At 69.6% G+C, this 12,938-nt stretch carries 12 protein-coding genes; 9 read left to right on the forward strand and 3 right to left on the reverse strand.

All coding sequences use genetic code 11. The features are described from left to right. Window positions 1-95 precede the first annotated feature (95 nt). Complete coding sequence (gene eccD / locus ACZ7DL_RS31150) at window positions 96-1,595, forward strand: type VII secretion integral membrane protein EccD (protein ID WP_470779269.1); 1,500 nt, start codon at window positions 96-98, stop codon at window positions 1,593-1,595. Window positions 1,596-1,653: 58 nt separating this feature from the next. Here eccD and ACZ7DL_RS31155 read toward each other — a convergent pair whose 3' ends face one another. Further along, window positions 1,654-1,947 carry a DUF397 domain-containing protein gene (locus ACZ7DL_RS31155; protein ID WP_470779244.1) on the reverse strand — a complete coding sequence of 98 codons (294 nt, stop codon included), beginning with the start codon at window positions 1,945-1,947 and terminating at the stop codon, window positions 1,654-1,656. A 268-nt stretch (window positions 1,948-2,215) separates the two neighbouring features. On the opposite strand from ACZ7DL_RS31155, the gene rpsO reads away from it, so the two are divergent. From rpsO to ACZ7DL_RS31180, 5 genes are all read left to right on the forward strand, one after another. Continuing rightward, window positions 2,216-2,503, forward strand: coding sequence for a 30S ribosomal protein S15 (gene rpsO, locus ACZ7DL_RS31160; RefSeq protein ID WP_003997419.1), 288 nt, complete (start codon window positions 2,216-2,218; stop codon window positions 2,501-2,503). Between the two features lie 360 nt (window positions 2,504-2,863). Then, window positions 2,864-5,083 (forward strand): polyribonucleotide nucleotidyltransferase, encoded by a 2,220-nt coding sequence (locus tag ACZ7DL_RS31165; protein ID WP_470779246.1) that lies wholly within the window; start codon window positions 2,864-2,866, stop codon window positions 5,081-5,083. Continuing rightward, window positions 5,080-6,459, forward strand: a complete 1,380-nt coding sequence (locus tag ACZ7DL_RS31170) for a M16 family metallopeptidase (protein WP_470779248.1) — start codon at window positions 5,080-5,082, stop codon at window positions 6,457-6,459. Before ACZ7DL_RS31165 ends, ACZ7DL_RS31170 begins: the two co-directional genes overlap by 4 nt. 26 nt (window positions 6,460-6,485) lie before the next feature. Next, on the forward strand, window positions 6,486-7,238 hold the full coding sequence (gene dapB, locus ACZ7DL_RS31175) for a 4-hydroxy-tetrahydrodipicolinate reductase (RefSeq protein ID WP_470779250.1): 753 nt from the start codon (window positions 6,486-6,488) through the stop codon (window positions 7,236-7,238). 13 nt (window positions 7,239-7,251) lie between these two features. After that, window positions 7,252-7,704, forward strand: a complete 453-nt coding sequence (locus ACZ7DL_RS31180; RefSeq protein ID WP_470779252.1) for a tetratricopeptide repeat protein — start codon at window positions 7,252-7,254, stop codon at window positions 7,702-7,704. A gap of 135 nt (window positions 7,705-7,839) precedes the next feature. On the opposite strand, the gene ACZ7DL_RS31185 is transcribed toward ACZ7DL_RS31180, so the two are convergent. Together ACZ7DL_RS31185 and ACZ7DL_RS31190 are read right to left on the reverse strand one after the other, a co-directional pair. After that, window positions 7,840-8,406: a hypothetical protein gene (locus ACZ7DL_RS31185; RefSeq protein ID WP_470779254.1), complete on the reverse strand. Its 567-nt coding sequence runs from the start codon at window positions 8,404-8,406 to the stop codon at window positions 7,840-7,842. 104 nt (window positions 8,407-8,510) lie between these two features. Then, window positions 8,511-8,747: a hypothetical protein gene (locus ACZ7DL_RS31190; protein WP_470779255.1), complete on the reverse strand. Its 237-nt coding sequence runs from the start codon at window positions 8,745-8,747 to the stop codon at window positions 8,511-8,513. A 178-nt stretch (window positions 8,748-8,925) separates the two neighbouring features. Between ACZ7DL_RS31190 and thyX the strand changes: the two genes are divergently transcribed. From thyX to ACZ7DL_RS31205, 3 genes are all read left to right on the forward strand, one after another. Continuing rightward, window positions 8,926-9,675 (forward strand): FAD-dependent thymidylate synthase, encoded by a 750-nt coding sequence (thyX, locus tag ACZ7DL_RS31195; protein ID WP_470779256.1) that lies wholly within the window; start codon window positions 8,926-8,928, stop codon window positions 9,673-9,675. Window positions 9,676-9,886: 211 nt separating this feature from the next. After that, window positions 9,887-10,786 carry a 4-hydroxy-tetrahydrodipicolinate synthase gene (dapA, locus tag ACZ7DL_RS31200; RefSeq protein ID WP_470779258.1) on the forward strand — a complete coding sequence of 300 codons (900 nt, stop codon included), beginning with the start codon at window positions 9,887-9,889 and terminating at the stop codon, window positions 10,784-10,786. 155 nt (window positions 10,787-10,941) lie between these two features. Beyond that, window positions 10,942-12,627, forward strand: a complete 1,686-nt coding sequence (locus tag ACZ7DL_RS31205) for a ribonuclease J (RefSeq protein WP_470779260.1) — start codon at window positions 10,942-10,944, stop codon at window positions 12,625-12,627. Window positions 12,628-12,938 lie beyond the last annotated feature (311 nt).

Raw genomic sequence — 12,938 nt, forward strand, 5'->3', positions numbered from 1 at the left:
GTACGGCACCCGTGTCTCCGAGCACCGGGCAAATCGGCACGGGACCTTCACGACATAGACGCACCACCACCACTGAGGGGGAGCAGCAGGTGAGCATGACGGCCGCCGCCACCGGCGGACCCGGGACGGGAGCCCCTTCCGGGTCCGGCACCGGACTCGGCTTCTGCCGGGTCACCATCGTCGCGCCGGACAGCCGTATCGACGTGGCACTGCCCGACGACGTTCCGGTCGCCGACCTCTATCCGGAAATCCTCCGGCTCTCCCAGCAGAGTCCCGAGTCGGGCGCCCCGGTCGGCTACCACCTCGTCCGCACCGACGGCACCGTGCTGGACAGCGCCCGCTCCTTCGCCGCCCAGCGCATTCTCGACGGCGAGCTCCTCACCCTGCGCCCGTTCGCGGAGTCCCTGCCGCCGGCCGTCTTCGACGACGTCGCCGAGGCCGTCGCCTCCGCCGTGACCAAGCAGCACGCGCTGTGGAGCGGCGACCTGACCCGGGCCGCGGGCCTCGTCGGCGGCGGTGTGCTGCCCGCGCTGCTCGCGTTCGTCGCCTGGACCGCCGACCCGCGCCACGACATGCACGGCCTGGCCGGCATACTCGCCGCCGTCACCGGCATCCTCCTGGTCGTGCTCTCCGCGGTCCGTGCCCGCGTCTACGACGACCGCGGCTCGGCCGTCGCCCTGGGCCTCGGCGCGCTGCCCAACATCGGCGTCGCGGGCAGCGGACTGCTTCCGCTGAGCGGCGGCGAGGGTATCGGCAGACTCCAGTTCCTGCTGGCGTGCGCGGCCGTCCTGGTCGCCGCCCTGGTCCTCGCCCTGAGCTCACCGCACGGCGACGGCCCCTTCGTCGCCTTCGTGTTCGCCTCCGCGATCGCGCTCGTCGTCGTCTTCGTCGCGACCCTCACCAACTGGGCCCCGACCGAGATGGCCGGCCTGTGCGCCCCCGTCGCCGTCGGCGCCCTGGCCTTCCTGCCCAGCATGTCCATGCGTTTCGCCCGGCTGCCGATCGGCTTCGAGAATCCCAGCAGCGGCGCCCCCCGCTCCGCCTACCGCGGCGAGGCCGCCGCCCAGGAGCCGGTGGACACCGAGCGCATCGAGGCGCAGGCGCGGCGCGGCCACGAAGTCCTCGTCGGCCTGGTCGGCGGCTGCGCGCTGCTCGCCGTCGGCGCGGCGGCCGTCCTCGGCTTCTCCGACGACATCTGGGCCCAGCTGCTCGCCTTCGCCACCGGCGTCGCGATGCTCATGCGCGCCGGCCTCTTCCGCTACACCGCCCAGGTCGCCTCCGTGCTGACCGCGGGCCTCGCCTCCCTGGTCCTGCTGGGCCTCGGTCTCGCTCTCAACCCGCCGCAGCACATCATGCGCGCGGCGCTGGCCGGCGACCGTACCGACCTCGACATCCGCACCGTCTGGCTGATCGCGGTCATCGCCCTGGCCACGGCCCTGGTGACGGCCCTGGGGCTGATCCTGCCGCGCGGCGGGCTGACCCCCTTCTGGGGCCGCTTCCTGGAGATCTGCGAGGGCTTCGTCCTGCTGACCCTCATCCCGCTCACCCTGGCGGTCTTCGACGTGTACGCGAAGGCTCGCGCCATGACCAGCTAGCAACCGTGGAACGAAAAGGGGCGGCACGCGCGCGTGCCGCCCCTTTCTCACGCCCGGCTCACTGCACGTCAAGCCCTCCGTTGTGCGCCATGGGCTTCAGATCGAACTCCCCGTCCCGCGCACCCAGCACGAACGCCCGCCACTCCGCCTCGGTGTAGCGCAGCACGGTGTCCGGGTCGAGGGAGGACCGCATCGCCACCGCCCCGCCGGGCAGGTACGCGATCTCCACCCGCTCCTCGTGCTCCTCCGTGCCCGGAGCGCACTGCCACTCGACGCCCGAGATGTCGAGCGCGTACAGCTCGTCGCGCTCCCGCTCCTTGCGCGCCTTGATCTCCGCTTCCGTTTCCGCCATCGTGCAGCGACCCCTTCCCGAGGTAGGTACGGTCCCGGCGCTCACCCTAGTGGCCGGTCCCGCCCCACCAGCGCGGTTCGCCGACCGGGCGTAAGGTGCCCGCCGTCGCCTGGTACCCTGAGTGACGGCCGTTTGTGTACGCACCCCCGGAACCATCGGTGTTCTGGAGGCCGCGCCCAGCGGATCCCCGCCTCCCGAGTAACGGAAGCTCCCCCGAGATGCAGACCGGGGGCACTCGGTGGCCACTCACAGACTATGAGGAGTACGCGTGTCGCTCGACGCCGCTACGAAGAAGCAGATCATCGCCGAGTTCGGTACCAAGGAGGGTGACACCGGCTCCCCCGAGGTCCAGGTCGCTCTGCTCTCCCGTCGGATCTCCGACCTGACGGAGCACCTCAAGACCCACAAGCACGACCACCACTCCCGTCGTGGCCTGCTGATCCTCGTCGGTCAGCGCCGTCGCCTTCTCCAGTACCTGGCGAAGAAGGACATCCAGCGCTTCCGTGCGCTGGTCGACCGCCTCGGCATCCGCCGCGGTGCGGCGGGCGCCAAGTAAGACGCCGTGAGGGGAGCGGTTCCCGAAAGGACTCGGGGGCCGCTCCCTTTGCCGTATGCGGGGCGCCGCCTCGCACACGGAAACCTCCGCCGACGTTTCGGAAACGTGCGGAGTGTCACTCACGCTTTGTAGTGTGGTAGCACAACGCAATACGTACGACACAGAACGACGTACGGCACAGCACGAGGAGGAGCGCACCTAGCCGCCGCCGGTCCTCGGTAGTGGCCCCCGGGGGGAAGCGAGCCCCGGGTGCTTCGATCGAAGACCGGCCCGCACCGCACGGAGCGCTTCTCCGCCACCGTCCCCCTGCCACACGGGCAGCCAAGGGACGAAAGACGATAAGTAACGGAGAAAACGCTAGTGGAGAACGAGACCCACTACGCCGAGGCCGTCATCGACAACGGCTCCTTCGGCACCCGCACCATCCGCTTCGAGACGGGCCGCCTGGCCAAGCAGGCCGCCGGCTCCGCCGTGGCGTACCTGGACGACGACACCATGGTGCTGTCGGCCACCACCGCCTCCAAGCAGCCCAAGGACCAGCTCGACTTCTTCCCCCTGACGGTGGACGTCGAGGAGCGGATGTACGCCGCCGGCAAGATCCCCGGCAGCTTCTTCCGCCGTGAGGGCCGGCCCTCCGAGGACGCGATCCTCACCTGCCGCCTCATCGACCGCCCGCTGCGCCCGTCCTTCAAGAAGGGCCTGCGCAACGAGATCCAGGTCGTCTGCACGATCATGGCGCTCAACCCCGACCACCTGTACGACGTCGTGGCGATCAACGCCGCGTCCGCGTCCACGCAGCTGGCCGGTCTGCCCTTCTCCGGCCCGATCGGCGGCGTCCGCGTCGCGCTGATCCGCGGTCAGTGGGTGGCCTTCCCGACGCACACCGAGCTCGAGGACGCCGTCTTCGACATGGTCGTCGCGGGCCGCGTCCTGGAGGACGGCGACGTCGCGATCATGATGGTCGAGGCCGAGGCCACCGAGAAGACCATCAAGCTGGTCGAGGGCGGCGCCGAGGCGCCGACCGAGGAGGTCGTCGCCTCCGGTCTCGAGGCCGCGAAGCCCTTCATCAAGGTCCTGTGCCGCGCCCAGGCGGACCTCGCCTCCAAGGCCGCCAAGCCGGTCGGCGAGTTCCCGATCTTCCTGGACTACAAGGACGACGTCCTCGAGGCCCTGACCGCCGCCGTCAAGTCCGAGCTCGCCCAGGCGCTCACCATCGCCGGCAAGCAGGAGCGCGAGGCCGAGCTGGACCGCGTCAAGGGTCTGGCCGCCGACAAGCTCCTGCCGGACTTCGAAGGCCGCGAGAAGGAGATCTCCGCCGCGTACCGCTCGCTCACCAAGCAGCTGGTCCGCGAGCGCGTGATCAAGGAGAAGAAGCGCATCGACGGCCGCGGGCTGACGGACATCCGCACCCTGGCCGCCGAGGTCGAGGCCATCCCGCGGGTGCACGGCTCCGCCGTGTTCGAGCGCGGTGAGACCCAGATCCTGGGCGTCACCACCCTGAACATGCTCCGCATGGAGCAGCAGCTGGACACCCTCTCCCCGGTGACCCGCAAGCGCTACATGCACAACTACAACTTCCCGCCGTACTCCACCGGCGAGACCGGCCGCGTCGGCTCCCCGAAGCGCCGCGAGATCGGCCACGGCGCCCTCGCCGAGCGCGCCCTGGTGCCGGTCCTGCCGACGCGCGAGGAGTTCCCCTACGCGATCCGCCAGGTGTCCGAGGCGCTCAGCTCGAACGGCTCGACGTCCATGGGCTCGGTCTGCGCCTCCACCATGTCGCTGCTGAACGCCGGTGTGCCGCTCAAGGCCCCCGTCGCCGGTATCGCCATGGGTCTGATCTCCCAGGAGATCGAGGGCGAGACGCACTACGTCACCCTCACCGACATCCTCGGTGCGGAGGACGCCTTCGGCGACATGGACTTCAAGGTCGCCGGCACGAAGGAGTTCGTGACCGCCCTCCAGCTCGACACCAAGCTGGACGGCATCCCGGCCTCCGTCCTGGCCGCGGCCCTCAAGCAGGCCCGCGACGCCCGCCTGCACATCCTCGACGTGATGATGGAGGCCATCGACCGGCCCGACGAGATGAGCCCGCACGCCCCGCGGATCATCACCGTCAAGATCCCGGTCGACAAGATCGGCGAGGTCATCGGCCCCAAGGGCAAGATGATCAACCAGATCCAGGAGGACACGGGCGCCGAGATCACCATCGAGGACGACGGCACGATCTACATCGGTGCCGCCGACGGTCCCTCGGCGGAGGCCGCCCGCGCCACGATCAACGGCATCGCCAACCCGACGATGCCCGAGGTCGGCGAGCGTTACCTGGGTACGGTCGTCAAGACGACCACCTTCGGTGCGTTCGTCTCCCTGCTGCCCGGCAAGGACGGTCTGCTGCACATCTCGCAGATCCGCAAGCTCGCCGGCGGCAAGCGCGTGGAGAACGTCGAGGACGTCCTCGGCGTGGGCCAGAAGGTCCAGGTCGAGATCGCCGAGATCGACTCCCGCGGCAAGCTCTCCCTCGTTCCGGTGATCGAGGGCGAAGAGGGCGACGACGAGGCGAAGGACGACACCGAGCAGTGACGTCCCGTAGCTCCAAGGCGACGGCCCGCTCCTCCTCGGAGGCGCGGGCCGTCGCCCGTACCCAAACCCTCATCAAGGGTCAGAACGGCATCGGTACGGTCCGCAAGACGACCCTCCCGGGCGGCCTGCGCATCGTCACCGAGACCCTGCCCTCGGTCCGCTCCGCGACCTTCGGCATCTGGGCGCACGTGGGCTCGCGCGACGAGACCCCGTCCCTGAACGGTGCCACGCACTACCTGGAGCACCTGCTCTTCAAGGGCACGGCCCGCCGCAGCGCGCTCGACATCTCCGCCGCGCTCGACGCGGTCGGCGGCGAGATGAACGCGTTCACGGCGAAGGAGTACACGTGCTACTACGCGCGCGTGCTCGACGCCGACCTGCCGCTCGCCATCGACGTCGTCTGCGACATGCTGACCGGCTCGCTGATCCTCGAGGACGACGTCAATGTCGAGCGCGGCGCGATCCTCGAAGAGATCGCCATGACCGAGGACGACCCGGGCGACTGTGTGCACGACCTGTTCGCGCACACCATGTTCGGCGACAACGCCCTCGGCCGTCCGGTCCTCGGCACGGTCGACACGGTCAACGCGCTCACCGCCGACCGCATCCGCCGCTTCTACAAGAAGCACTACGACCCGACCCACCTCGTGGTCGCCTGCGCCGGCAACATCGACCACAACAAGGTCGTACGCCAGGTCCGCGCGGCCTTCGAGAAGGCGGGCGCCCTCACGAACCCGGACGCGCAGCCCATCGCCCCGCGCGACGGCCGCCGTACGATCCGCACCTCCGGCAAGGTCGAACTGCTCGCCCGCAAGACCGAGCAGGCACACGTCGTCCTCGGCATGCCGGGCCTCGCCCGCACCGACGACCGCCGCTGGGCCATGGGCGTGCTCAACACCGCCCTCGGCGGCGGCATGTCCTCCCGCCTCTTCCAGGAGGTCCGGGAGAAGCGCGGCCTCGCCTACAGCGTGTACTCGTACACCTCCGGCTTCGCCGACTGCGGCCTGTTCGGCGTGTACGCCGGCTGCCGGCCCAGCCAGGTGCACGACGTGCTGAAGCTCTGCCGCGACGAACTCGACCACGTCGCGCACAACGGCCTCTCCGACGACGAGATCGCCCGCGCCATCGGCCAGCTGCGGGGCTCCACGGTCCTGGGCCTGGAGGACACCGGCGCGCTGATGAACCGCATCGGCAAGAGCGAGCTGTGCTGGGGCGAGCAGATGTCCGTGGACGACATGCTGGCGAAGATAGCCGCGGTCACCCCGGACGAGGTCCGCTCGGTCGCCCGCGACATCCTGGGGCAGCGTCCCTCGCTGTCGGTCATCGGCCCGCTCAAGGACAAGCAGGCGTCCCGGCTGCACGACGCGGTCGCCTGAAACACCACCGGTTAGGAAGCAGGAACATGAGCAAGCTGCGCGTGGCGGTCCTCGGTGCCAAGGGCCGGATCGGGTCCGAGGCGGTCAAGGCGGTCGAGGCCGCCGAGGACATGGAACTGGTCGCCGCCCTCGGCCGGGGCGACAAGCTGGAGACGCTGGCGGAGACCGGCGCCCAGGTCGCCGTCGAGCTGACCACCCCCGCCTCGGTCATGGGCAACCTCGACTTCTGCATCCGTCACGGCATCCACGCGGTGGTCGGTACCACGGGCTGGAACGACGACCGCCTCGCACAGCTGAAGGGCTGGCTCGCCCAGTCCCCGGAGACCGGCGTGCTCATCGCGCCGAACTTCTCCATCGGAGCCGTCCTGACCATGAAGTTCGCGCAGATCGCCGCGCCGTACTTCGAGTCGGTGGAGGTGGTCGAGCTGCACCACCCGAACAAGGTGGACGCCCCCTCCGGCACCGCCACGCGCACGGCTCAGCTGATCGCCGAGGCCCGCCGGACGGCCGGTACGGCCCCGGCGCCGGACGCCACGGTCACGGCCCTGGACGGCGCCCGCGGGGCGAACGTGGACGGCATCCCGGTCCACGCCGTCCGGCTGCGCGGCCTCCTGGCCCACCAGGAGGTGCTGCTCGGCGGCGAGGGCGAGACCCTCACCGTCCGGCACGACTCGCTGCACCACAGCAGCTTCATGCCGGGCATCCTGCTCGGCGCCCGCCGCGTGGTGACCACTCCGGGCCTGACATTCGGCCTGGAGCACTTCCTGGACCTGAGCTGAGCCCGACGACGTCATGCGCGCGAAGATCACCTACCTCGTCACGGCCGCCGTCCTGGTCTTCTACTTCGTCCTGGTCGGCAGCCGCGGCGTCATGCTCATCCAGTCCGGCACGGTCCTCACCGTCACCTTCGGCGTGGCGGTGCTGATCCTGCCGGTCATCGGCCTGTGGTTCCTGTGGAAGAACACCCGGTTCGTCCGCAGGGCCAACGCCCTCGCCGTGGAACTCGAGGCCGAGGGCGGCCTCCCGGTCGACGAGCTCACACGCCTGCCCAGCGGCCGTATCGACCGCGACTCGGCCGACGAGGTCTTCGCCAAGCGCAAGGCCGAGACGGAGGCGTCCCCCGACGACTGGCGCTGCTGGTTCCGGCTCGCCGTCGCCTACCACGACGCCAGGGACACCCCCCGCGCCCGGAAGGCAATGCAACGAGCCATCGCCCTGCACGACGGCAAGCCGGCCCCGACCTGACCACCCGGCCCCGTCCGCCCCGGCCTCCCACCGAGGCCGCCGAAGCCACGCCGAAGGGGCCGGTCCGCATCTCTGCGGGCCGGCCCCTTCCGCTTCGCTTGCCGAGGTCAGGCCCCGTCGGTTTCGGTCGCGGGGTCAGCCGCGCCGGTGCTGCGCTCCGTTCTCCGCCGCCCACGCCTCCACCGTGTCGGCAGCCCGGTCGAACGCGGCCGGGCGGCCCAGGAAGTCCAGGCCGTGCGTGGTCAGCAGCGGCGGAGTGTCCTCGGCACGCCGGTCCCTGCGTACGAGTGCCAGGGCCTGCCCCTGCACCGTCCGCGGCAGCCCCAGCCAGCGCACCGGCTGCTGCACCGTCCGCACCGAGACCACCCGCGCCCAGGGCACGGTCCGCGTGACCAGGAAACCCGCCAGGCGCAGTCCGCTCCCGCTCACCCAGATGCCCATGCGCAACAGCCGCAGCGCTCCGGCGACGATGGCCAGGCCCACGCCCAGAACGACCCCGGCGGTGGACACCGAGCCGGTCAGCGCCATGACGACCGCGCCGAACAGGACGAACGAGGCGAGCAGCAGCCCCAGCGCCGCCACCGCCACCCGCCAGGGCCCAGGCCGGTAGGGCCGACGCCAGCGCTCCGGATCGTCGTACGGCAGCGCACTCTCGGCCGCCGTCTCGAAGGTACGGTCGGCCGTCAGGAAGGGCAGTGACACGGCTGGTCCTCACTCGCTCCTCGTGCGGGCTGTGCCCGGTGAGGCTATCCGGCCGGGTTCGCGCTCACCAGCCTGGAGCGTCCGGAAGGGTCAGCCGCCTCCGCTCAGTGCCCCTGGGACGCCTGGGACTGCTGAGCCGGCGTACTGGACGGCGTGGAGAGCGCCGGCGTACCGACGATCAGGGCTCCTACCAGCCCGGCCACGAGGGTGAGGCCCAGCAGCCAGCGCCCGGCCATCTCGCCGAAGGACGCCCGACGGCGGGGCGGGGGAGTGACATTGCTACGGAACCTTTCCGCCTCGGCCAGGAAGGCGAAGGGTACGGGCTCGCGCCGACGGAACATCGCGGTTGCCGCTCCTTTCAGGGGTCGAAGATCAAACGTGCACGCCTCACCGGTACAGACGCACGAGTGACACAAAAGGTGCCCCATGTCCGAAAAAATCGCCGGTGGGTTTTTCGGGGCCGGGTCCTGCCCGGGCCCCGGCGGGTGCCCCGTAAGGTGGGCGCGAACCACAGAAGTGATGGGAAGGACCCCAACCCCCGTGACCAGCCCCGAGTCGCTCACGTTCCGTAGTGACGTCACCGTCGAACTGGTGAAGTCCAGCGCTTCGGACGCCGACGTGCTCTTCGCCGCCCGCGTCTCCACCGCCGGCGAGCAGTCCCTGGACGAGCTGAAGAAGGATCCCGAGCGCTCCAAGGGCCTGATCAACTACCTGATGCGCGACCGGCACGGCAGCCCGTTCGAGCACAACTCGATGACCTTCTTCATCAGCGCCCCGATCTTCGTGTTCCGCGAGTTCATGCGGCACCGGGTCGGCTGGTCGTACAACGAGGAGTCCGGCCGCTACCGTGAGCTCGAGCCGGTCTTCTACGTTCCCGACGCCTCCCGCAAGCTCGTCCAGGAGGGCCGCCCCGGCAAGTACGTCTTCGTCGAGGGCACCCCGGCCCAGCACCAGGCCGTGAGCGACACCCTCCAGGAGGCGTACGAGCAGGCGTACGCGGCCTACCAGAAGATGCTCGCCGAGGGCGTCGCCCGCGAGGTCGCCCGCGCGGCCCTCCCCGTCGGTCTGTACTCCTCCATGTACGCCACCTGCAACGCCCGCTCCCTGATGCACTTCCTCGGCCTGCGCACCCAGCACGAGCTGGCCAAGGTGCCGTCCTTCCCGCAGCGGGAGATCGAGATGGTCGGCGAGAAGATGGAAGCGGAGTGGGCGAAGCTCATGCCGTTGACGTACGCCGCCTTCAATGCGAACGGCCGTGTGGCCCCGTAACGAAGGCTTGTTCCCCTCTCGGGAACGGATGTACGGGTCAGTCTGGCGAAGTGTCCGTATTGCAGCATTTAGTGAAGTTCATCTAGCCTGATCAAACGGACCCGGCACTGCTTGAACCCCCGAGCAGGCAGTGCCGGGCTCCTTATTTGTCCTGACTTTCCCGACACCCCAAGGGCGCACCTCGCATCGGGCACCGAGTAGCGTGTTACCCATGGCTCCGACCTCGACTCCGCAGACCCCCTTCGGGCGGGTCCTCACCGCCATGGTCACGCCCTTCACGGCGGACGGCGCACTCGACCTCGACGGCGCGCAGCGGCTCGCCGCCCACCTGGTGGACGCAGGCAACGACGGCCTGATCATCAACGGCACCACCGGCGAGTCCCCTACCACCAGCGACGCGGAGAAATCGGACCTCGTACGAGCCGTACTGGAAGCCGTCGGCGACCGTGCCCACGTCGTCGCCGGCGTCGGCACGAACGACACCCACCACAGCATCGAGCTGGCTCGCGAGGCCGAGCGTGTCGGCGCCCACGGACTCCTGGTCGTCACGCCGTACTACAACAAGCCCCCGCAGGAGGGCCTGTACCGGCACTTCACGGCCGTCGCCGACGCCACCGGCCTGCCGGTCATGCTCTACGACATCCCCGGGCGCAGCGGTGTCCCGATCAACACCGAGACCCTCGTCCGGCTCGCCGAGCACCCCCGGATCGTGGCCAACAAGGACGCCAAGGGCGACCTCGGCCGCGCCAGCTGGGCCATCGCCCAGTCCGGCCTCGCCTGGTACTCCGGCGACGACATGCTCAACCTCCCGCTGCTCTCCGTGGGCGCGGTCGGCTTCGTCTCGGTCGTCGGCCACCTGGTCACCCCCGATCTGCGCGCCCTGGTGGACGCGTACGTCTCCGGTGACGTGGTCAAGGCCACCGAGATCCACCAGAAGCTGCTCCCGGTCTACACCGGCATGTTCCGCACCCAGGGCGTCATGACCACCAAGGCCGCCCTCGCCCTTCAGGGGCTGCCCGCCGGACCGCTGCGCTCGCCCATGGTCGAGTGCTCGCCCGAGGAGATCGCCCAGCTCAAGATCGATCTTGCCGCCGGCGGGGTACAGCTCTGACAACAGACTTGGCAGCACACGGGCTTCACAACTGAAGAACAACAGAACAGGCGGGCCACCGGTGCCCGCACCCCACAACGACAACTGCTTCTGCACGAACGTCATGCGCGCCACGTGCCCGACCGGTACGTGGCGTGTGTGGTGAGGAGAGTCTTTTGAGTCATCCGCATCCTGAACTCGGCGCGCCCCCGCCGCTCCCCAAGGGCGGCCTGCGGGTCACCCCGCTCGGCGGCCTCGGCGAGATCGGCCGGAACATGACGGTCTTCGAGTACGGCGGCCGCCTGTTGATCGTCGACTGCGGAGTGCTCTTCCCCGAGGAGGAGCAGCCCGGAATCGACCTGATCCTCCCGGACTTCTCGTCCATCCGGGACCGCCTCGACGACATCGAGGGCATCGTCCTCACCCACGGCCACGAGGATCACATCGGCGGCGTCCCCTTCCTGCTCCGCGAGAAGCCGGACATCCCGCTGATCGGCTCCAAGCTGACCCTCGCCCTCATCGAGGCCAAGCTCCAGGAGCACCGGATCCGCCCCTACACGCTCGAGGTCGCCGAAGGCAACCGTGAGCGCGTCGGTCCCTTCGACTGCGAGTTCATCGCCGTCAACCACTCCATCCCGGACGCCCTGGCCGTCGCCATCCGCACCCCCGCCGGCATGGTGGTGCACACCGGCGACTTCAAGATGGACCAGCTCCCGCTGGACAACCGCCTCACCGACCTGCACGCCTTCGCGCGGCTGAGCGAAGAGGGCATCGACCTCCTCCTCAGCGACTCCACGAACGCCGAGGTTCCGGGGTTCACCCCGCACGAGCGCGACATCTCCAATGTCCTGCGGCAGGTCTTCGCCGGCGCCCGCAAGCGGATCATCGTGGCGAGTTTCGCCAGCCATGTCCACCGCATCCAGCAGATTCTGGACGCGGCGCACGAGTACGGCCGCCGGGTCGCCTTCGTCGGCCGCTCCATGGTCCGGAACATGGGCATCGCGCGGGATCTGGGCTATCTGCGGGTGCCGCCGGGTCTGGTCGTCGACGTCAAGACCCTCGACGATCTCCCGGACCACGAAGTGGTCCTGGTCTGTACGGGCTCCCAGGGCGAGCCGATGGCGGCCCTGTCCCGGATGGCCAACCGCGACCACCAGATCCGCATCGTCGCGGGGGACACCGTCATCCTCGCGTCCTCGTTGATCCCCGGGAACGAGAACGCGGTGTACCGCGTCATCAACGGCCTGACCCGCTGGGGCGCCAACGTCGTCCACAAGGGCAACGCCAAGGTGCACGTTTCCGGCCACGCGTCCGCGGGCGAGCTGCTGTACTTCTACAACATCTGCCGCCCGAGGAACCTGATGCCGGTCCACGGCGAATGGCGCCATCTGCGGGCCAACGCCGAGCTGGGCGCGCTCACGGGTGTGCCGCACGACCGGATCGTCATCGCCGAGGACGGCGTGGCGGTGGACCTGGTGGAGGGCAAGGCCAAGATCTCCGGCAAGGTCCAGGCCGGTTACGTCTATGTCGACGGCCTGTCCGTCGGCGATGTCGGCGAGCCGGCCCTCAAGGACCGCAAGATCCTGGGCGACGAGGGCATCATCTCGGTCTTCGTGGTCGTGGACGCCTCCACCGGCAAGATCACCGGCGGTCCGCACGTCCAGGCGCGCGGCTCCGGGATCGAGGACTCTGCCTTCGCCGACGTCCTTCCGAAGATCACCGAGGTCCTCGAGCGGTCCGCCCAGGACGGCGTCGTGGAGCCCCACCAGCTCCAGCAGCTCATCCGCCGGACCCTGGGCAAGTGGGTCTCGGACACCTATCGCCGCAGGCCGATGATCCTCCCGGTGGTCGTGGAGGTCTGACACCTCGTCGGTGTTCGTCCGGAGCGGGGCACCTCGATTTGCATCGGGGCGCCCCGCTCCAGTACGTTTACGGCTCCGCCCAACCGGGAACCCCAGCACTTCACGCGCTGGACACAGGTGCCCGGAGCGGGTGGGAAAACCGACTCAGAACTTCTGATAAAGTCGGAACCGCCGGAAAGGGAAACGCGAGAGCGGGAACCTGGAAAGCCCCGAGGAAATCGGATCGAGAAAAGATCTGATAGAGTCGGAAACGCAAGACCGAAGGGAAGCGCCCGGAGGAAAGCCCGAGAGGGTGAGTACAAAGGAAGCGA

The sequence above is a fragment of the Streptomyces sp. NPDC036984 genome, assembly GCF_055607665.1.

Excerpts from the sequence above, each read along its gene's own strand:
- thyX (WP_470779256.1), top strand. The coding sequence starts at position 8,926 with ATGGGAAGGACCCCAACCCCCGTGACCAGCCCCGAGTCGCTCACGTTC.
- dapA (WP_470779258.1), top strand. The coding sequence starts at position 9,887 with ATGGCTCCGACCTCGACTCCGCAGACCCCCTTCGGGCGGGTCCTCACC.
- eccD (WP_470779269.1), top strand. The coding sequence starts at position 96 with ATGACGGCCGCCGCCACCGGCGGACCCGGGACGGGAGCCCCTTCCGGG.
- ACZ7DL_RS31155 (WP_470779244.1), bottom strand. The coding sequence starts at position 1,947 with ATGGCGGAAACGGAAGCGGAGATCAAGGCGCGCAAGGAGCGGGAGCGC.
- ACZ7DL_RS31180 (WP_470779252.1), top strand. The coding sequence starts at position 7,252 with ATGCGCGCGAAGATCACCTACCTCGTCACGGCCGCCGTCCTGGTCTTC.
- ACZ7DL_RS31190 (WP_470779255.1), bottom strand. The coding sequence starts at position 8,747 with ATGTTCCGTCGGCGCGAGCCCGTACCCTTCGCCTTCCTGGCCGAGGCG.
- dapB (WP_470779250.1), top strand. The coding sequence starts at position 6,486 with ATGAGCAAGCTGCGCGTGGCGGTCCTCGGTGCCAAGGGCCGGATCGGG.